This is a genomic window from Streptomyces sp. LMG1-1-1.1 (assembly GCF_040815545.1).
In the GTDB taxonomy this organism is placed as follows: domain Bacteria; phylum Actinomycetota; class Actinomycetes; order Streptomycetales; family Streptomycetaceae; genus Streptomyces.
This window is the reverse complement of the sequence record NZ_JBFPNH010000028.1, coordinates 21,711-42,192: the sequence shown is the minus strand read 5'-3', so window position 1 is coordinate 42,192 and position 20,482 is coordinate 21,711. Positions and strand designations below refer to the sequence as shown.

Annotated in this window: 21 protein-coding genes; 11 read left to right on the top strand and 10 right to left on the bottom strand. The window is 72.3% G+C overall.

Features of this window, described 5'->3' with window-relative positions:
• Nucleotides 1-157 precede the first annotated feature (157 nt).
• The 5 genes from MRBLMG1_RS16555 to era all read left to right on the top strand — a co-directional run bounded on the left by MRBLMG1_RS16555 (nt 158) and on the right by era (nt 4,741).
• On the top strand, nt 158-520 hold the full coding sequence (locus MRBLMG1_RS16555) for a cytidine deaminase (protein ID WP_367824780.1): 363 nt from the start codon (nt 158-160) through the stop codon (nt 518-520).
• A 206-nt stretch (nt 521-726) separates the two neighbouring features.
• Nucleotides 727-1,206, top strand: coding sequence for a hypothetical protein (locus tag MRBLMG1_RS16550; RefSeq protein WP_367824779.1), 480 nt, complete (start codon nt 727-729; stop codon nt 1,204-1,206).
• A 216-nt stretch (nt 1,207-1,422) separates the two neighbouring features.
• Nucleotides 1,423-2,751 carry a beta-xylosidase gene (locus MRBLMG1_RS16545; RefSeq protein WP_367824778.1) on the top strand — a complete coding sequence of 443 codons (1,329 nt, stop codon included), beginning with the start codon at nt 1,423-1,425 and terminating at the stop codon, nt 2,749-2,751.
• Nucleotides 2,752-2,821: 70 nt separating this feature from the next.
• On the top strand, nt 2,822-3,769 hold the full coding sequence (locus tag MRBLMG1_RS16540; protein ID WP_367824777.1) for a WxL protein peptidoglycan domain-containing protein: 948 nt from the start codon (nt 2,822-2,824) through the stop codon (nt 3,767-3,769).
• Between the two features lie 21 nt (nt 3,770-3,790).
• Nucleotides 3,791-4,741 carry a GTPase Era gene (era, locus tag MRBLMG1_RS16535; RefSeq protein ID WP_017239245.1) on the top strand — a complete coding sequence of 317 codons (951 nt, stop codon included), beginning with the start codon at nt 3,791-3,793 and terminating at the stop codon, nt 4,739-4,741.
• Between the two features lie 45 nt (nt 4,742-4,786).
• Here era and MRBLMG1_RS16530 read toward each other — a convergent pair whose 3' ends face one another.
• Both MRBLMG1_RS16530 and MRBLMG1_RS16525 read right to left on the bottom strand, forming a co-directional pair.
• Nucleotides 4,787-5,038 carry a protealysin inhibitor emfourin gene (locus tag MRBLMG1_RS16530; RefSeq protein ID WP_367824776.1) on the bottom strand — a complete coding sequence of 84 codons (252 nt, stop codon included), beginning with the start codon at nt 5,036-5,038 and terminating at the stop codon, nt 4,787-4,789.
• A gap of 20 nt (nt 5,039-5,058) precedes the next feature.
• A complete protein-coding gene (locus MRBLMG1_RS16525) occupies nt 5,059-6,111 on the bottom strand; it encodes a M4 family metallopeptidase (RefSeq protein ID WP_367824775.1) in 1,053 nt (350 codons plus the stop codon).
• A gap of 293 nt (nt 6,112-6,404) precedes the next feature.
• On the opposite strand from MRBLMG1_RS16525, the gene leuA reads away from it, so the two are divergent.
• From leuA to MRBLMG1_RS16510, 3 genes are all read left to right on the top strand, one after another.
• Complete coding sequence (gene leuA, locus MRBLMG1_RS16520; protein WP_367824774.1) at nt 6,405-8,168, top strand: 2-isopropylmalate synthase; 1,764 nt, start codon at nt 6,405-6,407, stop codon at nt 8,166-8,168.
• Nucleotides 8,169-8,404: 236 nt separating this feature from the next.
• On the top strand, nt 8,405-9,733 hold the full coding sequence (locus MRBLMG1_RS16515; RefSeq protein ID WP_367824773.1) for a choice-of-anchor A family protein: 1,329 nt from the start codon (nt 8,405-8,407) through the stop codon (nt 9,731-9,733).
• Nucleotides 9,734-9,864: 131 nt separating this feature from the next.
• Nucleotides 9,865-10,557: a TerB family tellurite resistance protein gene (locus tag MRBLMG1_RS16510; protein ID WP_367824772.1), complete on the top strand. Its 693-nt coding sequence runs from the start codon at nt 9,865-9,867 to the stop codon at nt 10,555-10,557.
• An 8-nt stretch (nt 10,558-10,565) separates the two neighbouring features.
• Here the strand turns inward: MRBLMG1_RS16510 and MRBLMG1_RS16505 are convergent, their stop codons facing one another.
• From MRBLMG1_RS16505 to MRBLMG1_RS16490, 4 genes are all read right to left on the bottom strand, one after another.
• Nucleotides 10,566-11,936 (bottom strand): FAD-binding oxidoreductase, encoded by a 1,371-nt coding sequence (locus tag MRBLMG1_RS16505; protein ID WP_367824771.1) that lies wholly within the window; start codon nt 11,934-11,936, stop codon nt 10,566-10,568.
• A 103-nt stretch (nt 11,937-12,039) separates the two neighbouring features.
• The gene (locus tag MRBLMG1_RS16500) at nt 12,040-13,806 is read right to left on the bottom strand and encodes a LuxR C-terminal-related transcriptional regulator (protein WP_367824770.1); all 1,767 of its coding nucleotides are present in this window, start codon (nt 13,804-13,806) and stop codon (nt 12,040-12,042) included.
• A gap of 101 nt (nt 13,807-13,907) precedes the next feature.
• Nucleotides 13,908-15,278, bottom strand: coding sequence for an FAD-dependent oxidoreductase (locus MRBLMG1_RS16495; RefSeq protein WP_367824769.1), 1,371 nt, complete (start codon nt 15,276-15,278; stop codon nt 13,908-13,910).
• Nucleotides 15,279-15,437: 159 nt separating this feature from the next.
• Nucleotides 15,438-16,250, bottom strand: a complete 813-nt coding sequence (locus MRBLMG1_RS16490) for a hypothetical protein (RefSeq protein WP_367824768.1) — start codon at nt 16,248-16,250, stop codon at nt 15,438-15,440.
• Nucleotides 16,251-16,393: 143 nt separating this feature from the next.
• Here MRBLMG1_RS16490 and MRBLMG1_RS16485 point away from each other — a divergent pair, with 143 nt between their 5' ends.
• Entirely contained in the window at nt 16,394-16,996 is a 603-nt protein-coding gene (locus MRBLMG1_RS16485) for a TetR/AcrR family transcriptional regulator (RefSeq protein WP_367824767.1), read from the top strand.
• Here the strand turns inward: MRBLMG1_RS16485 and MRBLMG1_RS16480 are convergent.
• From MRBLMG1_RS16480 to MRBLMG1_RS16470, 3 genes are read right to left on the bottom strand one after another with little or no spacing between them, the layout of a single operon-like run.
• On the bottom strand, nt 16,983-17,783 hold the full coding sequence (locus MRBLMG1_RS16480; protein WP_367824766.1) for a hypothetical protein: 801 nt from the start codon (nt 17,781-17,783) through the stop codon (nt 16,983-16,985). The genes MRBLMG1_RS16485 and MRBLMG1_RS16480 overlap by 14 nt on opposite strands.
• Entirely contained in the window at nt 17,780-18,049 is a 270-nt protein-coding gene (locus tag MRBLMG1_RS16475) for a DUF397 domain-containing protein (RefSeq protein ID WP_367824765.1), read from the bottom strand. The genes MRBLMG1_RS16480 and MRBLMG1_RS16475 overlap by 4 nt, the downstream gene beginning before the upstream one ends.
• A complete protein-coding gene (locus MRBLMG1_RS16470; protein WP_367824764.1) occupies nt 18,031-18,864 on the bottom strand; it encodes a helix-turn-helix domain-containing protein in 834 nt (277 codons plus the stop codon). Before MRBLMG1_RS16470 ends, MRBLMG1_RS16475 begins: the two co-directional genes overlap by 19 nt.
• A gap of 132 nt (nt 18,865-18,996) precedes the next feature.
• Between MRBLMG1_RS16470 and MRBLMG1_RS16465 the strand changes: the two genes are divergently transcribed.
• Both MRBLMG1_RS16465 and MRBLMG1_RS16460 read left to right on the top strand, forming a co-directional pair.
• Nucleotides 18,997-19,218 carry a hypothetical protein gene (locus tag MRBLMG1_RS16465; protein ID WP_367824763.1) on the top strand — a complete coding sequence of 74 codons (222 nt, stop codon included), beginning with the start codon at nt 18,997-18,999 and terminating at the stop codon, nt 19,216-19,218.
• Nucleotides 19,215-19,430: a hypothetical protein gene (locus MRBLMG1_RS16460; RefSeq protein WP_367824762.1), complete on the top strand. Its 216-nt coding sequence runs from the start codon at nt 19,215-19,217 to the stop codon at nt 19,428-19,430. Before MRBLMG1_RS16465 ends, MRBLMG1_RS16460 begins: the two co-directional genes overlap by 4 nt.
• 49 nt (nt 19,431-19,479) lie before the next feature.
• Here the strand turns inward: MRBLMG1_RS16460 and MRBLMG1_RS16455 are convergent, their stop codons facing one another.
• The gene (locus MRBLMG1_RS16455) at nt 19,480-20,403 is read right to left on the bottom strand and encodes an RNA polymerase sigma-70 factor (protein ID WP_367824761.1); all 924 of its coding nucleotides are present in this window, start codon (nt 20,401-20,403) and stop codon (nt 19,480-19,482) included.
• Nucleotides 20,404-20,482 lie beyond the last annotated feature (79 nt).

The following is a 20,482-nucleotide window of genomic DNA, read 5'->3' as shown; positions in this document are numbered from 1 at the left end:
GGCTGATCCCGGACGGTGGCGGGCTGATCCCCCGGACGGTCGCGGGCCGATCCCCGGACGACCGAGGGCTGATCCCCGACCGTCGCGGGCTGAGACGGGGCGGTCGAGGGTTGAGACGCCCTCCGGTCGTGTCCGGCCCCCGACCTATGCTCGGGGCATGACACTCAGCAGCGAGCACGGCGACCTCGGCGCCGAGGACCTCAAGATCATCACGCTGGCGCGGAGCGCCCGCGCCCGCAACGGCGTGCCCGAGGGCGCGGCCGTCCGCGACGAGACGGGCCGGACGTACGTGGCCGGCACCGTGGAGCTGGAGTCGCTCAAGCTGAGCGCGCTGCGCACGGCGGTGGCGATGGCGGTGGCCAGCGGCGCCCAGTCCCTGGAGGCGGCGGCCGTCGTGTCGAACGCCGGGGCCGCGTCGGACGAGGACCGCGCCGCGGTGCGCGACCTCGGCGGCCCGGAGACCCCGGTGCTGCTCGCGGGCCCCGACGGGCAGCTGCGTACGGCGGTCACGGCCGGCTGAGTCGGACGGTGACGGCAGGACGCGTCGAGGACCCGGCACGCCGCCGGGTCCTTGCGCGTTTGTGAAGGATCACCGCATCTTCTCTTGCCTTCCCCGGTCGTCTGCGCATCAATGGCAACGGTTCGCCCGACGGACCGTCAGATATTCGCCCTCCACGCAGTGTCCGCACCCCCTGCGTTCGTCATCGGAAGGGGTACGAACCCGCCATGAGAAGCAGAAGCAGCTTAGGAACCGTCGCGGTACTCGCCGGGGCGCTCGCCGCCGCCGGACTCGCCTTCGCACCGACGGCCGGCGCCGTCGCGCCGGGCTCCGCCACGGCCACGTACGACTGCGGCAGCTGGGGCGGTGGCACCGCCACCCTCACGGCCACGCAGAGCGGCACCGCCGCGACGATCAAGCTCACCTCGGCCATCACGACGCCGATCGCGGTCGGCGCCGACTCGATCAACGCCACCCTGACGATGGCCAAGGGCGGCGGCGGCACCCGGGTCTTCACCGGGAAGAAGAACCCGGCGCTCGGTGCCGGCCAGTCCGTCGTCATCGGCCCGCTGAGCGGGACCGTGGCCTCGGGCGACAGTCTCAACTCGTACTTCGCGGGGGTCGCCCTCAAGATGGTGATCTTCGGGGTCACGGTGAACTGCGACGCGCTGACGTCCCAGTCGCCCGGCCCGTTCGTCTTCAGCTGAGCACGTCCCGCCCCTCGACCGGTGTCGCCCTCGGCGGCACCGGTCTCTGGTGTGCCCGGCGGCCGCTCCGGCCCTCTTGACCTGGGGAAACGCCACCCAGAGGGTGATCTTGACAGAAGCTGATGGGTCATCAGTCGATGTCTCCCGATGCCATTGACTTCTCTCCGCCCGCAGCCGTCAATGGCGCCCACTCATCCCTCAGGAGGGGGCACACCCATGGCACTCAATCGATCCCGGGCGGCGACCCGAAGACGGCGCTGGACCGCCGTCCTCGGCGTCGCCGCCCTCGCGGTCGCCGGCGGAGGCGTACTCGCCGCTCCGGCCGGCGCGGTCTCGCAGTCGGTGGACTTCCAGACCCGCTGCGTCCCGCCGCCGATCGCCCAGATCCCGCCGATCGAGGGCACCACCACCGCCCAGATCACGGTCGACAAGCCCAACCCCAAGGTCGGCGAGACCGTGACCGTGACCTACGCGGTCACCAAGCCCGCCGCGTCCAACCCCGTCGACCTCGCGCTCCCGGCCGACATCCTGACGCCCAGCGGCAAGGTCGTCCTCGGCGGCGCCCAGACCGGCACGGTCACCGTCACCGGCCCCAAGAAGAACCCGCCGGTCCCCGGCAAGGGCGCCTTCCCGGGCTTCTCCATGACGGGCACCTTCACGGCCACCGCGGCGGGCTCGATCACCCTCTCGCCCGGCGACTACAACATCCACACCAGCTACCTCATGGAGCTGGACACCCCCTGTACGGTGCTCAACCCGCCCGCCCCGGTCTCCGAGACGGTCGTCGCGAGCCCCGTCACCAGCCCCAACACGCGCACGCTCCAGCTCGACAGCGCGTCCGGGGACCCCGGCGTCCGGGTCACCGTCACCGGCGCCGCGTTCACCCCGCTCACCGAGGTGACCGTCGTCGGCCGGTCCGGCGCGGCCGAGACCGCCGACAAGATGACGGTCACGACCGACAGCGAGGGCGGCTTCGCCGCGCGCCTGAAGGTCAACGACCCGGCCACCACCGGGATCGTGGCGTACGAGGGCGCGGCCTGGGACGCCGAGAAGGGCGCGGGACCCGCCGCGTACAAGGTGATCGTGCCGACTCCGCCGAACAGTCAGACGATCACCGCGGCCGTCACCGCGGGCGAGCTGTCCATGACCCAGGCGGGGGACGCCGTCCAGCTGTCCTCGGTCGACTTCGGCACGGGCGGCGCGGCCACCGGCGCCCTGCAGACGGTGACCGTCAAGGACTTCCGCGGCGGACCCGCGGGCTGGTCCCTGACCGGCAAGGTCACCGACTTCACCGGGCCCGGCGGAGCCATCGGCGCCGGGAACCTCGGCTGGACGCCCGCCTGCACCGCCAAGGCCGGCAGCCCCAGCACCTGCGCGGCCGGCTCGGCCGGACCGGTCGGGAGTGGCGGCGCGACCCTCGCCTCCACCCCGAACGGCACCCTCACGGGCGGTGAGTTCACCGTCGACGCGGGCCTCTCCCTCGACGTGCCGGCGTACACCGCCCCCGGCTCGTACGCGGGCGTGCTCACGCTGACGCTGTCCTGACCACCCCGCGGGCCGGGCGCGCACCCGGCCGGCCCGCTCCGTCTCCGCACCCCCGGGGGGTTCCGCACCCGTGCGCACCAAGCCGTACGTCCTCCTCCTGAGCACCCTCCTCGTGCTGGCCGCCCTCGCGCCGAGCGCGGAGGCCGCCGAGAACGGCGAGTGGGCCGTCTACCCGGCCGCCGCGCGGCTGGGCAGCCGCCCCTACTTCTTCCTCTCCGCGGACCCCGGCGGCACCCTCACCGACCGGGTCACCGTCGCCAACAAGACCGCCGCCCCGCTCACCTTCCGGCTGTACGGCGCCGACGCCTACAACACCGACCGGGACGGCGGCTTCGCCGTCCGCACCCAGGCGGAGAAGCAGACCGGCGCCGGTGCCTGGATCAAGCCCGAGCGGACCCGGGTCACCGTCCCGCCCCGCTCCGCCGTCACCGTCGCCTACACGCTCGCGGTCCCCGCCGACGCGGACCCCGGCGACCACCCCGGCGCCCTCGTCGCGCTCGACGAGCGGATCAGCGCCGGCGGGAAGGGCGCCGTCGCCGTCGGCGTCCAGCGCGCGGTCGCCGCCCGCCTCTACCTCCGGGTCAACGGGCCGACCGTCCCCGCGCTCGCCGTCGAGGACGTCACCCTCGACCAGGACCGGCCGCTCGTCCCCGGCACCCGCACGAGCAGCGCCCTCGTCTCGTACACCCTGCACAACCGGGGCAACGTCACCCTCAACCCGAAGGTCGAGCTGAAGGCCCGGGGGCTCTTCGGGCGCACCCTCCTCGACCGCGACCTGGCCCGGGTCCCGGCGGAGCTGCTGCCCCGGCAGAAGATCCGGCTCACCGAGCGGTGGACCGGCTCCCCGCAGCTCGACTGGGGTGACGTCACCCTCACGGCCACCGCGAAGGACGTGCGGGAGACCGGCACCGTGTCCTTCCTGGCGCTGCCGTGGCTCGCCGCCGCGGTCCTCGCCGTGGGCGGCGCGGCGGGCCTCTTCGGCCTGCGGATACGGCGCCGCCGGGCACTGAGTGCGTGAGGCGGGCGCTCATCGGGGACAATGGCCCCCATGAGCGCTCGCAACCAAGAAACCGAAGCCGTCCACCGGGCCGGCTTCGCCTGCTTCGTCGGCCGCCCCAACGCGGGCAAGTCCACCCTCACGAACGCTCTGGTCGGCCAGAAGGTGGCCATCACCTCGAACCGGCCGCAGACCACCCGGCACACCGTCCGCGGCATCGTGCACCGCCCGGACGCGCAGCTGATCCTGGTCGACACCCCCGGCCTCCACAAGCCGCGCACCCTCCTGGGCGAGCGGCTCAACGACGTGGTGCGCACCACCTGGGCCGAGGTCGACGTGATCGGCTTCTGCCTGCCCGCCGACCAGAAGCTCGGCCCCGGCGACAAGTTCATCGTCAAGGAACTCGCCGCGATCAAGAAGACGCCCAAGGTCGCGATCATCACCAAGACCGACCTGGTCGACTCCAAGACGCTCGCCGAGCAGCTCATCGCCGTCGACCAGCTCGGCAAGGAGCTGGGCTTCGAGTGGCAGCAGATCGTCCCGGTCTCGGCCGTGGGCGACAAGCAGGTCCAGCTGGTCGCCGACCTGCTCATCCCGCTCCTGCCGGAGTCCCCGCCGCTCTACCCGGAGGGCGACCTCACGGACGAGCCGGAGCAGGTCATGGTCGCGGAGCTGATCCGGGAGGCCGCGCTCGAAGGCGTACGGGACGAGCTGCCGCACTCGATCGCGGTGGTCGTCGAGGAGATGATCCCGCGCGAGAACCGCCCGGCGGACCGGCCGCTCCTCGACATCCACGCCAACGTGTACATCGAGCGCCCCAGCCAGAAGGGCATCATCATCGGCCCGAAGGGCAGCCGGCTCAAGGAGGTCGGCATGAAGTCCCGCAAGCACATCGAGGCGCTCCTCGGCACCCCCGTCTTCCTCGACCTCCACGTCAAGGTCGCGAAGGACTGGCAGCGGGACCCGAAGCAGCTCCGGAAGCTCGGCTTCTAGCGGGCCGGCCGATCAGGCCCGCCTGATCGGCCGGACCCCCTGGGGCTACGCGCCTTCCTTGAGGACCCTCGTGACGAGGGTCCTCTGCGCGTCCGTGAGGCGGGGGTCGCAGCAGCGGACGGTGACGCCGTCGACGGTGATCTCGTAGGAGAAGCCGTCGGGGACGCCCCGGACGTCGCCGTCGCCGTCCGCGAGGACGGTGGCGGCCAGGGACTCCAGCTCGGGGTCCGAGACCGCCACCTCCGCCGACCGCTCGATGCCCGCGAAACCGCCGGTGCGCCGCACTCGAATTCGCATGGGCCCTGTCTACCAGCCGGTCAGTCGGTGGGCACCCCCACCGCCGCCCAGGCCTTGAGGACGGCCTGGATCTCCTCGCCGTCGCCGAACCGGGCGCGGGCCGCCGCCACGGTGGCCGCCGCGAACTCGGAGAACCGGGTCTCGGGGGTGAGGGTGCCGCCGGTCATCACGTCGTACCAGATCCGTCCGGCCCGGTCCCAGGCGTTGCCGCCGAGCTCGGTCGCGGCCAGGTAGAAGGCGTGGTTGGGGATGCCGGAGTTGATGTGCACCCCGCCGTTGTCGCGGCCCGTGCGGACGTAGTCGTCCATGTGGCCGGGCTGCGGGTCCTTGCCGAGGACGTCGTCGTCGTACGCGGTGCCCGGGGCCTTCATGGAGCGCAGCGCGGCGCCCTGCACGTTCGGGTGGAAGAGGCCCTCGCCGATGAGCCAGTCGGCGTCCTGGGCGCTCTGGCCGCGGGCGTACTGCTTCACGAGGGAGCCGAAGACGTCGGAGACCGACTCGTTGAGGGCGCCGGACTGGCTGAAGTACTCCAGGTTCGCCGTGTACTGGGTGAAGCCGTGGGTGAGTTCGTGGCCGATGACGTCCACGGGGAGGGTGAAGTCGAGGAAGATCTCGTCGTCGCCGTCGCCGAACACCATCTGCTCGCCGTTCCAGAAGGCGTTGCCGTAGTTCTCGTCGTAGTGGACGGAGGCGATCAGCGGCAGGCCCGAGCCGTCGATCGAGTCGTGCCCGAAGGCGTTCATGAAGAGGTCGAAGGTGGCGCCGAGGCCGGCGTAGGCCCGGTTGACGGTGGCGTCGGCGACGGCCTCCTCGCCCTCGCCGCGGACCTTGGGGCCCGGCAGGTCGGTGCCGCGGGCGCAGTCGTGGACGGTGCGGTGGGGCTTGCCGGCGTCGCCGGGGGCGAGCGTCGGCGCGGCGCCGGGCAGCGGCAGCACCCGGAACGTACGGGCGGCGGCGTCGGCGACCAGGGTGCGGCGGGCCGCGGCGGCGATGGCCGGGTCGGAGGAGCGGGCCAGGTGCTCCAGGAGGTGGGGCGGCACGATCGAGCAGAAGGCGGGCGTGTGGGGATGCATCCCTGCAATGTGGCACTGCGTGATGTCGCTGTCACGAGAAGAGACGAGGATTGGCGAAATGGAGTGATGGGTCACCATTCGGGCTTGACGCGGCGGCCGTCCCGCATACTGGAACAGGACGTCCGTGCTCCACGGAGCTGGGCTATGGTGACGCCCATCATGCGTTTCGGGCTGCTTCTCCTTAGCTGCCGCGGCGAGGGCCTGTAGTCGTAGGCCGACCCCCTCCCCGCGGGACCTGGTGTTGCGTTCGACAGTCGGCCGTCCTTCTTGCTGGACCCGAGGAGCCCAACGCAATGTCCCAGTCCCCCTTCGTCAGCCGCCCCACGCCCGTCACCAACGCGACGCAGCTGCAGAAGCCGTCCGGTATGCCGATCCACAAGTACGGCCGGTACGAGGCCGTCGAGATCCCCGACCGCACGTGGCCCGACCGGCGCATCACCAAGGCGCCCCGCTGGCTGTCCACCGACCTGCGTGACGGCAACCAGGCCCTGATCGACCCGATGTCCCCGGCGCGCAAGCGCGAGATGTTCGATCTGCTGGTCCGGATGGGCTACAAGGAGATCGAGGTCGGCTTCCCGTCGTCCGGCGAGACCGACTTCGCGTTCGTGCGTTCCATCATCGAAGAGGGCGCGATCCCGGACGACGTCACCATCTCCGTACTGACCCAGGCCCGTGAGGACCTGATCGAGCGGACCGTGGAGTCGCTGGTGGGCGCCAAGCGCGCCACCGTCCACCTGTACAACGCCACCGCCCCCACGTTCCGCCGGGTCGTCTTCCGCGGTTCGAAGGAGCAGATCAAGCAGATCGCCGTGGACGGCACCCGCCTGGTCATGGAGTACGCGGAGAAGCTGCTGGGTCCGGAGACGACCTTCGGCTACCAGTACAGCCCGGAGATCTTCACCGACACCGAGCTGGACTTCGCCCTGGAGGTCTGCGAGGCGGTCTGCGACGTCTGGCAGCCCGGCCCGGACCGCGAGATCATCCTCAACCTGCCCGCCACCGTGGAGCGTTCGACGCCGTCCACGCACGCGGACCGGTTCGAGTGGATGTCCCGGAACCTGACGCGCCGCGAGTTCGTCTGCATCTCCGTCCACCCGCACAACGACCGCGGCACCGCCGTGGCGGCGGCCGAGCTGGCCGTCATGGCGGGCGCGGACCGCATCGAGGGCTGCCTGTTCGGGCAGGGCGAGCGGACCGGCAACGTCGACCTGGTGACGCTGGGCATGAACCTGTTCTCGCAGGGGGTCGACCCGCAGATCGACTTCTCGCAGATCGACGAGATCCGTCGCACCTCCGAGTACTGCAACCAGATGGAGGTCCACCCGCGCCACCCGTACGCGGGCGACCTGGTCTACACGGCCTTCTCCGGCTCCCACCAGGACGCCATCAAGAAGGGCTTCGACGCCATGGAGGCCGACGCGGCCGCCGCCGGCAAGACGGTCGACGAGATCGAGTGGGCGGTGCCGTACCTGCCGATCGACCCGAAGGACGTCGGCCGCTCGTACGAGGCGGTCATCCGGGTCAACTCGCAGTCCGGCAAGGGCGGCATCGCGTACGTCCTGAAGAACGACCACAAGCTGGACCTGCCGCGCCGGATGCAGATCGAGTTCTCGAAGATCATCCAGCAGAAGACCGACACCGAGGGCGGCGAGGTCACGCCGGCCGCGATCTGGTCCGTCTTCCAGGACGAGTACCTGCCCAACCCGGAGAACGCCTGGGGCCGCATCCAGCTGCGCTCCGGCCAGAGCACCTCGGACACGGACGGCACGGACACGCTGACCGTCGAGGCGGTCGTCGACGGCGTCGACACCGTCCTGACGGGCGCCGGCAACGGCCCGATCTCGGCGTTCTTCGCCGCGCTGCAGTCGATCGGCGTGGACGCCCGCCTGCTGGACTACCAGGAGCACACGATGAGCGAGGGCGCGTCCGCGCAGGCCGCCTCGTACATCGAGTGCGCCATCGACGGCCAGGTCCTGTGGGGCATCGGCATCGACGCCAACACGACCCGCGCGTCCCTGAAGGCGGTCATCTCGGCGGTCAACCGCTCCGCCCGCTGACCCGCACCGCGCCCGACGGCCGCCCCGTACCCTCCTCGCGAAGGGTGCGGGGCGGCCGTCTCGTGTGAGCTGCGTCACGGTTTCAGGTTCGCTTAAGGAAGATCATCCCGGCATGCCGGAATCGGCGCCATATCAGGTGAGTTGACGGCACATCGGGGAATGGCGGAAGGTCGGCTCGTCCCTTCGGACACACCCCCCACGCGCCCCCTCCGTACCTCCCTGACCTGGAGTTTCGTATGCGCACGACCGCTGCCGTGGCCGCCGTTATCGCGGTGACCGGTGCCGCCCTCTCCTGGGCCCCCGCCGCTTCCGCCACGAACTCCACGGAGTGCGCGACGAACCCGCTCGGAACGGCCGGCCTGTACGCCGAGTTCGTCGAGAAGGACTCCACCCGCCACTCGGACTCCGAGGGCGCGGTCGCGGTCGGCGGCGACGCGTTCTTCGGCGACGCGAAGGTCGGCCAGGGCTTCTCCGTCGGCCACAAGCTGACCGGCGCCGACCTGGCCAGGCTGCCGGGCGGCCACAGCCTCGTCGTCGGCGGCACCCTCCACGCCAACCAGGTGGTGATCGACAAGGGTTCCGGCGTGTACGGATCGCTCGACGACCGCTCGGTGAAGGGCGCCGGCTTCGCCGTCGACGGCCCGCACGCGAAGGGCGCCTCGCCGGTCGACTTCGGCAAGGAGTTCACGGGGCTGCGCGCGCTGTCCACCGGCTGGGCCGCGACGAAGCCCAACGGCACGGTCGCCACCTCCGGCGACGGCGTCTTCCTCACCGGCACCGACCCGAAGCTGAACGTCTTCGCCGTGAACGCCGCCGACCTGGAGAAGTTCCGCGCGATCACCCTGGACGTCCCGGTCGGCTCCTCGACCCTGGTGAACGTGCTCGGCACCTCGTACGACATGAGCACCTCCGCCACCTACGGCGTCTACTACAAGAACCTCGACGGCGGCGCCCCCGTCGTCGACGACTACGCCGTGCCGCGCGACGAGTACCGGCAGATCCGCTCCCGGCTGCTGTGGAACTTCCCGCAGGCCGAGAGTGTGAAGAAGAACTACACCTCGTGGCCGGGCGCGATCCTCGCGCCGAACGCCAAGGTCGAGATGGGCGGCAAGAACGTCGGCCCCGGCCACGTCAACGGCTCCGTCATCGCGGAGGAGCTCGTCACCGTCCCCGGCGCCGAGACCCACCGGATGAACTTCACCGGCTGCCTGCCCGGCGAGCCGACGCCGGGCCCGGTCGTCACCCCCGAGACGCCGAAGCCGACCGACACCCCCGTCCCCACCCCGCCGGCCACCCCCGAGCCGACCCCCAGCGAGGGCGGTGCGACGCCGAGCGCCTCCGGGACGCCCGGGGGCTCCGCGTCCCCGTCCGCGCCCGCCACCCCGGGCGAGGACACCACCGCCCCCGGCACGCCCCCGGCGCCGGCGCCGTCCGCCACCCCGGAGGGTGATCTCGCGACGACCGGATCGGCCATCGGCCCGGGCGTCATCGGTGCCGCAGCGGCCGCCGTCGTCGTCGGCGGGGGCTTCCTGGCCTTCGCAAAGCGTCGTCGCCGCGCCTCCTGACGGATTCCGCAGGGTGACGTGTCTCGGCCAAGTCCACGGTGAACTCCTTACGGGGTGCTGACGTCGCATCATGGATGTGGCTAACATCACGCCAACGCCGGCAGTGCAGCCGGGCCGTTGAGGAGGTGCGTGTGCGGTCTGCCCGGAATTCACGTGGTGGGAAAGTGGGCGTCTGCGGAATCCGCACCTCCTGGAACACCGTCGGAGACGGCGAGTTCTTCTGCGAGGAGTGCGGGGGCGACCGGAACTACCGGCGGCGCACCGGCCGCCGCAGGTTCGCCGTCCTGGGCGTCCCGGTCCTGCCCCGGGGCTGTACGGGCCCCGTCGTCGAGTGCGCGGCCTGTCACACGCACTTCGGCACGGAGGTCCTCGACCACCCGACGACGAGCCGCTTCTCGGCGATGCTGAGGGACGGCGTGCACACCGTCGCGCTGGCCGTGCTCGCGGCCGGCGGCACCGACTCCCGTGCGGTCCTCGACCGGGCCGTCACGGCGGTCCGGTCCGCCGGCTTCACCGAGTGCACGGCCGTCCAGCTCGTCGACCTCGTCGAGGCCCTGGCGGCCGACACCGGGCGCTTCATGCCCGAGGTGAACCCCGAGGGCACGCTCCTCGCGATCGAGCTCCACGAGGCCCTGGAGCCGCTCACCCCGCACCTCGCGCCCTCGGGTCGGGAGTCGATCCTGCTCCAGGCGGCGCGGATCGCCCTCGCCGACGGGGCGTACAGCCCGGCCGAGATGGAGGTCCTCGGGACCGTCGGGAACGCCCTCGCGTTCGCGCCCGACGACACCGTCCGCCTCCTCGCCTCGGCGCGGACGGTGCCGTAGGCCCCGGTCTACGGGGCGATGTTCTGGTTGAGCCGGAACACGTTGCCGGGGTCGTACCGGCGCTTCACCGTGCGCAGCCGGTCGTAGTTCTGGCGGTAGTTGACCCGCACCCGGTCCTGGTCGTCGGTGTCCATGAAGTTCACGTAGCCGCCCTCCTGGGTGTGCGGGCGCAGCGCCTCGTCGTAGGCGCGGGTCCAGGCGATGTTGAGCTCCGAGTCCGCCGGGTCGGTCCAGGTGCCGCCGAAGGAGTGCGAGAAGACGGCGTCCCGGTAGGCGAAGGCGGTGTCCTGCGGTCCCGTCTCGTGGCAGGCCCCGTCGATCGGGAAGAGCGCCGTGTCCGACTCCAGCGACGGCATCGTCTCGCCGTACGCCATGTGGGTCGCGATGGCGCCCTCGGTGAGCTCGCGGCTGAAGTTGCCCTTCCAGTAGTGGTAGAGCCCCGGCGGCAGCTGTTCGTCGAAGAGGGTGTTGATCACCGGGTACGGCATCCGGTCCATGAAGCGGCCGACGACCGGGCCGATCCCGTCCAGGAGGGCGAGGACCCGCTCGTCGTCCGCCGCCGGGCCGGAGAAGCAGGTGAAGGCGGCGCAGATCGGGCGGCCGTGCCAGCGCTCGGGCAGGAACGGTTCCTCCGGGCCGAGCGCGATCACGAGGATCGAGTTCAGCTCCACCGGCGCCGCCGTGATCATCGCCTGCCAGGCGCGCGCCACGTCCCCGTCCAGGGGGTAGCAGGTGATCCCGCCGAAGATCACGTCGACCGGGTGCAGCCGGAACGCGAGCGAGGTGACGACGCCGAAGTTCCCGCCGCCGCCGCGCAGCGCCCAGAACAGGTCCGGGTTCCGCTCGGCGTCGCAGGTCACGAGCGTCCCCTCGGCGGTCACGACGTCCGCGGCGACCAGGTTGTCGCAGCTCAGTCCGCAGCGGCGGGCCAGATGCCCCATGCCGCCGCCGAGCGTCAGACCGCCGACGCCGGTCGTGGAGACCACCCCGCCGGTGGTGGCGAGCCCGAAGGCGTGGGTGGCGTGGTTGAAGTCGCCCCAGGTGGCGCCGCCCTCGGCCCGGGCCGTCCGGGCCTCCGGGTCGACCCGTACCCCCCGCATGCGGGACAGGTCGACCACGAGGCCGTCGTCCACGGTGCCGAAGCCGGCGACCGAGTGGGAGCCGCCCCGCACGGCGAGCGGGAGCCCGTTCTCCCGGGCGTGGAGGACCGCCGCGCTCACGTCGCCGGCGTCCACGGCGTGGACGACGACGGCCGGCCGACGGTCGTGCAGGGCGTTGTAGACCCGGCGGGAGACGTCGTACGACGGGTCGCCGGGGGTCACGACGGTGCCGCGCACGGCACCGCGAAGCGTGTCCAGGGATGCGGTCGTGGTGGTCATGTCTCCGGTGTAGCCCCGGGGGGCCCGGCCGGGCATCGCCCGAACCGCCCATCGGCGCCGGGACCGGGTGTGGGCCGTACGGCCCATGGCGCGGGCGGCGCCGTCAGAGCAGGCCGTGCGCGTACGCGTACGCGGTGGCGGCCGCGCGGGAGCCGACGCCGAGCTTGGCGAAGATGTTGTTCAGGTGACGGGAGACCGTGTGCTCGCTGATCACCAGGGCCTGGGCGATGTCCCGGTTGGTGCCGCCGGTGGCGACGAGCCGCAGGACCTCCGCCTCGCGGGCGGTCAGCCCGCCCGGCAGCCGCCGCCGCTTCCCGCCGGAGAGCAGCGCCGCCGCCCGCCGGGCGTCCGGCACGGCCCCGAGCCGCTCGAACACGGCCCGCGCGGCCACCAGCTCAAGCCCGGCCGCCTCCTCGTCGCCGGCCGCCCGGCAGGCCGCCGCGAGCAGCATCCGCGCCTGCGCGGCCTCGTACGGCACCCGCAGCTCCAGCCACCCGGCGAGCGCCCGCCGCAGCGGCGGCAGCGCGGCCTCACCGGCGGCCAGGGCGACCGCGCCGCGCGCCGTGTCGGCCATCGCCCGCAGCAGCGGTACGTCACCGGCCAGCGCGTCCAGGGCCGTGGCCGCCTCGGCGGCGCCGGGCACGTCCCGCACGGCGAGGGCCACCTCCGTACGGGCGGCGAGCAGCCGGGCCCGGCCCAGGAGGTCGTGGCGCGGGTCGCTCTGGCAGGCGAGCGCCAGCTCGACACCCGCCACCGCCGCGTCGGCCCGGCCCTGCGCCAGGCGCAGTAGCGCGAGCCCCGGCTGCGGGATCCGGCCCAGCTCGTGCGCGTGCGCGTACGACACCGCCGCCGCGTCGAGCCGCCCCTGCCGCCGCTGCACGTCCCCGGCGGCGTAGTACGCGGCAGCCGCCGACTCCAGGCAGTCCACCGGCACCTCCCGGCACGCCAGCCGCGCCTCGTCCTCCGCCAGGTCCCACGCCCCGATCAGGTCGAGGACCTCGACCCGGCGCGCCCGGCACACGCCCCGGAACGGGTTCTCGCCGGAGGGGACGGTCAGGGGGAGGGGCGTTGAGGCTCCGGGCGGGGCCGGGCCGGGGGCCGGGCCGGGGGCCGGGTCCGCCGGTGGGTGGCCGGACCAGGGCGGCGCGCACCATTCCATGGCCGCGTTCGTCCACTCCACGGCGCGGCCGAGGTCGGCGGCCTCCATGCACTGGGTGAGGGCGAGGCAGTAGAGCCAGCCGGTGAACATGCCGGTGAGCTCGCCGGCCGAGACGGCGCACATGGCGTCGTCGAGGAGGGCGAGGGCCTGGGCGCGGCGGCCGTCGGCGAGGAGGACGGCGGCCTCGGCCTGCCGACTCAGGGCGAGGAGGTCGGGGCTGCCGGAGCGGAGGGCGAGGCGGGTCATGCGGCGGGTGGCGGCGAGGGCCGCGGCACGGTCGCCGTGCTGCTCGGCCTCCTCGGCGTCCGTCCAGGCGAGGAAGCACTGCTCGGGGCACGGCGGCAGGTCTTCGAGGTGGTGCCGGGCCCGGTGGAGCCAGCCCGCGGCGGCGGCGGGCCGCCCGAGGCCGGCGTACTCGTAGTGCAGCCACCAGGAGGCGAGCCCGGCGCCCCGGTGGTCGCCGGCGGCGAGGAAGGCGGCGTGCGCGCGGAGCCGGGCGGTGACGGACTCGTCGATGTGCCCCGACCACCAGGCGGCGTCGGCGAGCACGGACAGGTCGTCGGCGGTCAGCGCGCGGGACGGGTGCCGGTCGTGGGCGCGCAGCAGCGCGTACGCCTCCGCCCAGGACTCGCGGTCGGCGGCGTCCCTGGCCCGTTCGACCGCGTCGTCGGCTTCCGCCGTGCGACGGGTGCGGATCGTGGGTGCGGACATGGCTCTCGCCCCTTCCCGGTCCTTTCAGGGTAGGACCGGGAAGGGGCGAGGGCCTCGCGACCGGGGGCCGCGACCACGGGTGCGTCACGGCCGGAGGGCGACTACTGGATGGCGCCGCTCGCGCGCAGCATGTCCTCGCGCTCGACGATCTTCACGCGCTCGCGGCCCTGGGGCTCGCCCAGCGCCTTCTCGGCGGCGTCGAGGGCGTACCAGCCCTCCCACGTGGTGTACGTGATGCCCTTGCCCTCCAGGAAGGACACGACGGCGTCCTGCTCCGGGGTCTCGGGCGTGAGCAGACGGCCGTGGGCGAAGTCGTCCAGGAGGTTGGCCACGGTCTCGTTGGCGTCGCCCTTGGTGTGGCCGATGAGGCCGACGGGGCCGCGCCGGATCCAGCCGGTGCAGTAGGTGGAGGCCATGTGCTCGCCGGTCTCCTCGATGACCCGGCCGCCCTCGTCGGGCACGGTGCCGCTGGCGGTGTCCCAGGGGAGCTTGGGCAGCTCGTCGGAGAGGTAGCCGACGGCGCGGTAGACCGCGGACACGTCCCAGTCGGTGGTGGTGCCGGTGCCCTTGACGTTGCCGGTGCCGTCGAGCTCGGTGCGCTCGGTGCGCAGGCCCACGACCTTGCCGTCCTCGCCGAGGATCTCGACGGGCGACTCGAAGAAGTGCAGGAAGAGCTTGTGCGGGCGGTCGCCGATGTCGCGGATCGCCCAGTTCTCCAGGGTCTTCGCGACCATGTCGGTCTGCTTGTTCTTGCGCCGCTCGGCGATCGAGCCCTCGTCGTAGTCGATGTCCTCGGGGTTGACGATGACCTCGATGGTGGGGGAGTGGTCCAGCTCGCGCAGCTCCATGGGGCTGAACTTGGCCTGGGCCGGGCCGCGGCGGCCGAAGACGTGGATCTCCACGGCCTTGTTGGCCTTGAGGTCGGCGTAGACGTTCGCCGGGATCTCGGTCGGCAGCAGCTCGTCACCGGTCTTGGCGAGGATGCGGGCCACGTCGAGGGCCACGTTGCCGACGCCGAGGACGGCGACCTTCTCGGCTTCGAGCGGCCAGGTGCGCGGGACGTCCGGGTGGCCGTCGTACCAGGACGCGAAGTCGGCGGCGCCGTACGAGCCGTCGAGCTCGACGCCGGGGATGCGGAGCTCGCGGTCGGCCATGGCGCCGGTCGAGAAGATCACGGCGTCGTAGAAGGCGCGCAGGTCGTCGAGGTGTATGTCGGTGCCGTAGTCGACGTTGCCGAAGAGGCGGACCTGCGGCTTGTCGAGCACCTGGTGGAGGGCGTTGATGATGCCCTTGATGCGCGGGTGGTCGGGGGCGACGCCGTAGCGGATGAGGCCGAAGGGGGCGGGCATCCGCTCGAAGAGGTCGATGGACACGCCCGGCTCGGCGGCGGCGTCGGACTTCAGCAGCGCATCGGCGGCGTAGATTCCGGCGGGGCCGGCGCCGACGATCGCGACCCGGAGGGGGCGGGGCATGACGGGATTCCCTTCGCAAGCGACATGGCGGCGAAGCCGCCGACACTTAGGCCACCCTAAATAACCTCTCGCGCGGAGTGGTACCCGGGCCCGGTCTATGGGCCCATAAGGCGGACTTATGGCTTCCATAAGCGAGTGCGTGAATGAGCGGGGGTGCGCTCACAAGCCGTCGACGCCGAGGAGGGCGAGGACGGCGGCCGTGACCGCCCCGGCGGCACCGAGGAACCCGATGAGGAGACCCGCCCCCGCCAGCGTGATGTCCAGCCACCGCATGGTCCTGCTCCGCAGCACGACCACGCGCCCCGGGTCCCGCGGATCGTAGGCGACGTCGATGGTCCACGTGGGGGCGAACTTCCGCACGGTGCGGTGCAGCCCCATGGGGTCGACGTAGACGTACTGGCCCGGCTGGCCGGGCACCCGGTCGGCGGCCACCGTGACGCCGTGCCTGCGCAGCTGCCACTCCTCGTACGACGGGTACCCGCCGCCCGTGCCCAGCACCAGGAACAGCAGCCCGAAGAAGCCCGACGGGATGATCGCGAGAAGGGCGACCGCGTGCCCGGTGACGCACACGAGCACGGACAGGGCGACGATCACGAGGGAGCCGTACAGCCCCATCTGCTTGAGCCTGCGGAAGAGCCGCGTGGCGTGCTGGTCGCCCAGGCGGGTCCCCGAGAGGTACGGGGTGCCGTCCACCGCCTCGGGCTCCTCCGGCAGCGCCGCGTTCACCGCGTCGGCGAACGCCGCCGCGGCGGCCTCGTCCACGTCCTCGAACCGGTGCACGGCCGGCACGGCCCCCGGCGCGGCCGTCAGTTCGATGGCGACGGCCCGCCCCTCGGCGCGGACGCGACCGACGGCCCTCAGCGGGATGTGCACCTCCTCCTGGGGCCGGCGCAGGAGCAGCGCCTGGCCCTCGACGCGCAGGCCGGTGCCCTGGGGGCCCCTGAGGGGAGGTACGGACGGCAAGATCGACATGGCTTGATCGTAGGGGTGGAGGTGACACTCCGTGAAGCCGTTGAGCACGTTCCGTATGTGAAGGGCCGCCCCCGCCGACACCCCCCGTTACGCTGTGGCGACCGGCACGACCAGCGGTGCCGGCGTCGAAGGAGAGCCCCGGCGTGACCGACAGCAGCCCCCAGGCAAGGGAACGGATCGTGGCCGCCGCCGCCGACATGATCCGCCGCCGCGGCCTCAACGCCACCAGCATCCGCGAGACCGCCAAGCACGCCGCCGCGCCGCTCGGCTCCACCTACCACTACTTCCCCGGCGGCAAGCAGCAGCTCACCACCGAAGCCGTCCGCTACGCCGGCGACGTCGTCGCCCGCCGCCTCCGCGAGGACCTGGGCGCCGGCCCCGTCGCCGGCCTCCGCGCCCTCCTCGCCCTCTGGCGCGACATCCTCGTCGGCGCCGACTTCCACGCCGGCTGCACCGTCCTCGCCGTCGCCGTCGAAGAACCCCCGGAAGCCGAGATCCCGCCCGCCCTCACCGCCGCCGCCGAGGTCTTCGACCAGTGGGAAGAGCTCCTCGCCTCCTCCCTCCGCGCCCACGGCGCCGACCGCGACCACGCCGCCCAGGTCGCCACCCTCGTCGTCGCCTCCGTCGAAGGCGCGGTCGCCATGTGCCGCGCCAAGCGCTCCACCGCCCCCCTCGACCGCGTCACCCGCCAGCTGGAGGCCGTGGTCGCCGGGGCCATCGCCCCTGCTTCCCCTACCGCTCCGTGAGCGTCGCCAGGACCAGCCGGCCGGCCCCGTAGAGCCCGCCCCCCACCAGACCGCAGCCCACGACGGTCACCAGCGCCATCATGCAGCGCACGTACAGCCCCTCCGGGCGGATGGCCACCGCCGGGTCGCGCGGGTCGTACGCCACCTCGATCCGCTCCCCGCCCACCGGATCCGTGTACGTGTGCCCGTTCCCGGCCGGATCCACGTAGCGGTACACCCTCGTGCTGCTCGTGTGGTGCGACAGCTCCGCCACCACCGTGATCCCGTGCCTCGGCAACCACCACATCCGGTACAGCCCCCGGCCCACCACCCGCACCAGGAACCCGCCCATCGCGCCGACCAGGACCGCGAGTCCGAACATCACCGCGTACTCGCCCCGGCCCGCCACCCCCACGAACACGTCCAGGGCGACGACCGGCACGGCGGCCCCGAGCACGAGCGCCTTCCCCCGGGCCGGGGCCGGGGCGGCGGTGACCCGGGTCGTCACCAGCGCGGCACCGTCGACCGCCTCCCCCTCCCGCTCGGGCAGCGCGCCGTTCACGGCCTCGGCGAACGCGGTCGCCGCCGCCTCGCTCACGTCCGCCACGCCGTACGTCGTCGGCTCGGCGCCGTCGGGCGCCGTGAGCTCGATGCCGACCGTCCGCGCCTCGGCGCGAACCCGCCCGATCGCCGCGACGGGTATGCGGAGCTCCTCGCCCGCACGCCGAAGCGTCACGACCCCTTCCTCGCAGCGGAGTACGGCGCCGTCACGGCCGCGCAGGACGAGGGTGGGCAGGGAGGTCGTCATCTCGCGACGTCGGCGACGAAGGCGGACCAGGCGGCGGCCGGGACGATCAGGACGGGGCCGTCGGTGAGCTTGCTGTCACGGACGGGGACGACGCCGGGGACGTCGTCGAGGACCTCGACGCAGTTGCCGCCGTCGCCGTCACTGTAGGAACTCTTGCGCCACGCGGCGCCCACGAAGTCGTACGAGACCTCGACGCAGTCGCCGCCCGAAGCATTGCTGTAGGAGCTCTTGAACCAGTGGGCGTTGCTCAGGTCGTACGCGCGCATCGTCTGAAGTCCTCCGCCGCCGACTCGGTCAGTGCGAGGGACGCCTCCGGCGACAGCGTGGCGACCCTGAGCAGATCGTAGGTGCGCTGGGCCTGCTTCACCACTGCCGGATCATCGAGGAGGGTTCCCGAAAACTCGGTCTCTGTATAGGCCGTTGGCGGTTGGTCATCGAACTCCATGAGCTTGAGCGTGCCGGTCATGTGCGCGTGTGCGCCGATCGTGCGAGGCACTACGGTCACCAGTACCGACCGCCTTCGGATCAGCGCAATGATGTGCTCAAGTTGCTCGGCCATGACCTCGTGGCCGCCCACGGGAGCTCGTACAGCGTTCTCGTGTAGGACGACCCAGTACTCCGGCCTTGTAGCGTCCTTGAGGATCGCTGCCCGTTCAAGCCGTGCGGTGATCTGTTCGTCGACGTACTCCTCGGTGGCGAACGGATGTGTTGCGACCGTCAGCGCCCGTGTGTAGTCCGCCGTTTGGAGCAGGCCCGGCACCACCGTCGGCGCGAACTCGCAGATCTTCGTGGCCACGGCCTCCAGCTCCGCCACCGCGTGGAAATAGGAGGCGTACGGCGACGTGTCGATGAGTTTCCGTACCGTGCGTTCGAAAATACCGCCGGTTTGTAGGATCTCGTCGATTCGCTCCGCCACATCGAGCTGTGGCTTTCGAATTCCCTGCTCGAACAGGCCGATGTACGCCCCGGATACGAACACGCGTCTGCCCAGTTCGCCCTGTGACAGCCCCTTCGTCTCGCGGCGCTCCTTGAGGAGCTCGCCGAAGAACTCCCAGGTGTCCTGCTGCTTGCCTCTGGCCATGGATTAACTCCCCAACCCTACGCCGCAGTTGTACGGCCTGCGAGTCTGCCGATTCTACGGATCCTTCGTCAGCCTGGAGAGGCGAAGCGGGAAATGGATTCAGAAAGGCATACGTTGGTGAAGGAAGACTTCATGAAGACGACCACGGGGACAGTCGGAGCCGCACAGGAGGCGGTGGCGGAATTGCGTCAGGCGCTCGGGCGGGCGGGAATCACGCTCCCGTCGCTGGGGCTCGACGTCGTCACCCTCGCTGCCGACCCGCCGAGGCCGCTCGTGGAATTGGGATGCTGCACGGTGGAAACGGCCCGGCTCCTTGCCGCCGCCGTACTGCCGAGGGAGGAGAGTCGAACGTGACGCTGCCCATCGGGTCGTACGTCGTCGAGATCCGTACCGGACGGGTCGGGAGGGTGATGGGGCACGAAGGGCCCTACGTGCAGGTGCGTCCGCTGGGGGGCGGCCGGGAGTGGGACGTGGAGCCGGAGGAGGTGCGGGAGGCGACGTCGTCGGAGCGGTTGAGCGCGGCGACGGCGCACGCGAACGCGCGGAGCAGGGGCGAGGTGCCCTGAGGGCGCTCGCGGGCCGGTGCGAGGGAGTCGGCACCGGCCCGCGAGGCGGTCAGGCGGTCCCGCGGCGGATCCGGTGGAGCTCGCGGGTGATGGCCCAGGCGTCGGCGACGGGGCCGAGGTGGTCGAGCTTGTCGGGGTTGAGGACGGCGCGGATGGTCTGGATCCGGCCGTCGAGGACGTCGAGGGCGATGGCCTGGAGGACCTTGCCGTCACGGTCGCGGTAGATCGCGCCGGGCTGGCCGTTGATCTCGTGCGGCTCGCAGGTGACGTCGATCGCGAGGAGCGAGGGGAAGACGGAGCCGAGGAGGCGGGCCACGTTGTCCGCGCCGAGGATGGTGCGGGCGAGGTTGGGGGCCTTGCCGCCGCCGTCGCCGACCAGTTGGACGTCGGCGGCGAGGAGGTTCTGGAGTCCGCCGACGTCGCCGTTCTGGAGGGCGTCGAAGAAGCGGGTGGCCAGCTCCTGGCGCTCCTGCCGGTCGGCGGCGAAGCGGGGCCGGCCGTCGTGCATGTGGCGCCGGGCGCGGACGAGCAGCTGGCGGCAGGCGGCTTCCGAGCGGTCGACGGACGCGGCGATGTCGGGGAAGTCGAAGGCGAAGACCTCGCGGAGGAGGAAGACGGCCCGCTCCAGGGGGGTGAGGCGTTCGAGGAGGAGGAGCGCCGCCATGGAGACGGAGTCGGCGAGTTCCACCGAGCGGGCGGGGTCCTGGTACGGGTCGTCGAGGAGGGGCTCGGGGAACCAGGGGCCGACGTACTCCTCGCGGCGGACCCGCGCGGAGCGCAGGACGTCGATGGAGAGGCGGGTGATCGTGGTGGAGAGGAAGGCCTTGGTGGAGGTGGGGACGGTGGAGGAGCCGTCGAAGCGCAGCCAGGTCTCCTGCACGGCGTCCTCGGCCTCGCCGACGCTGCCCAGGATGCGGTAGGCGATCGAGAACAGCAGCGGGCGCAGTTCCTCGAATTCCTCGACCTTGCTCATGACGACTTCCTCTCCCCGTTCCGTGCGTCCGCGCGGCGCGGACGCCCTCGTGATCATCCAGGTGGATGGTGTCCGGCGG

Excerpts from the sequence above, each read along its gene's own strand:
- era (WP_017239245.1), top strand. The coding sequence starts at position 3,791 with ATGGCCCCCATGAGCGCTCGCAACCAAGAAACCGAAGCCGTCCACCGG.
- MRBLMG1_RS16505 (WP_367824771.1), bottom strand. The coding sequence starts at position 11,936 with ATGACCACCACGACCGCATCCCTGGACACGCTTCGCGGTGCCGTGCGC.
- MRBLMG1_RS16490 (WP_367824768.1), bottom strand. The coding sequence starts at position 16,250 with ATGTCGATCTTGCCGTCCGTACCTCCCCTCAGGGGCCCCCAGGGCACC.
- leuA (WP_367824774.1), top strand. The coding sequence starts at position 6,405 with ATGTCCCAGTCCCCCTTCGTCAGCCGCCCCACGCCCGTCACCAACGCG.
- MRBLMG1_RS16475 (WP_367824765.1), bottom strand. The coding sequence starts at position 18,049 with ATGCGCGCGTACGACCTGAGCAACGCCCACTGGTTCAAGAGCTCCTAC.
- MRBLMG1_RS16500 (WP_367824770.1), bottom strand. The coding sequence starts at position 13,806 with ATGTCCGCACCCACGATCCGCACCCGTCGCACGGCGGAAGCCGACGAC.
- MRBLMG1_RS16515 (WP_367824773.1), top strand. The coding sequence starts at position 8,405 with ATGCGCACGACCGCTGCCGTGGCCGCCGTTATCGCGGTGACCGGTGCC.
- MRBLMG1_RS16525 (WP_367824775.1), bottom strand. The coding sequence starts at position 6,111 with ATGCATCCCCACACGCCCGCCTTCTGCTCGATCGTGCCGCCCCACCTC.
- MRBLMG1_RS16465 (WP_367824763.1), top strand. The coding sequence starts at position 18,997 with ATGAAGACGACCACGGGGACAGTCGGAGCCGCACAGGAGGCGGTGGCG.
- MRBLMG1_RS16555 (WP_367824780.1), top strand. The coding sequence starts at position 158 with ATGACACTCAGCAGCGAGCACGGCGACCTCGGCGCCGAGGACCTCAAG.
- MRBLMG1_RS16455 (WP_367824761.1), bottom strand. The coding sequence starts at position 20,403 with ATGAGCAAGGTCGAGGAATTCGAGGAACTGCGCCCGCTGCTGTTCTCG.
- MRBLMG1_RS16530 (WP_367824776.1), bottom strand. The coding sequence starts at position 5,038 with ATGCGAATTCGAGTGCGGCGCACCGGCGGTTTCGCGGGCATCGAGCGG.
- MRBLMG1_RS16545 (WP_367824778.1), top strand. The coding sequence starts at position 1,423 with ATGGCACTCAATCGATCCCGGGCGGCGACCCGAAGACGGCGCTGGACC.
- MRBLMG1_RS16550 (WP_367824779.1), top strand. The coding sequence starts at position 727 with ATGAGAAGCAGAAGCAGCTTAGGAACCGTCGCGGTACTCGCCGGGGCG.
- MRBLMG1_RS16480 (WP_367824766.1), bottom strand. The coding sequence starts at position 17,783 with ATGACGACCTCCCTGCCCACCCTCGTCCTGCGCGGCCGTGACGGCGCC.
- MRBLMG1_RS16470 (WP_367824764.1), bottom strand. The coding sequence starts at position 18,864 with ATGGCCAGAGGCAAGCAGCAGGACACCTGGGAGTTCTTCGGCGAGCTC.
- MRBLMG1_RS16495 (WP_367824769.1), bottom strand. The coding sequence starts at position 15,278 with ATGCCCCGCCCCCTCCGGGTCGCGATCGTCGGCGCCGGCCCCGCCGGA.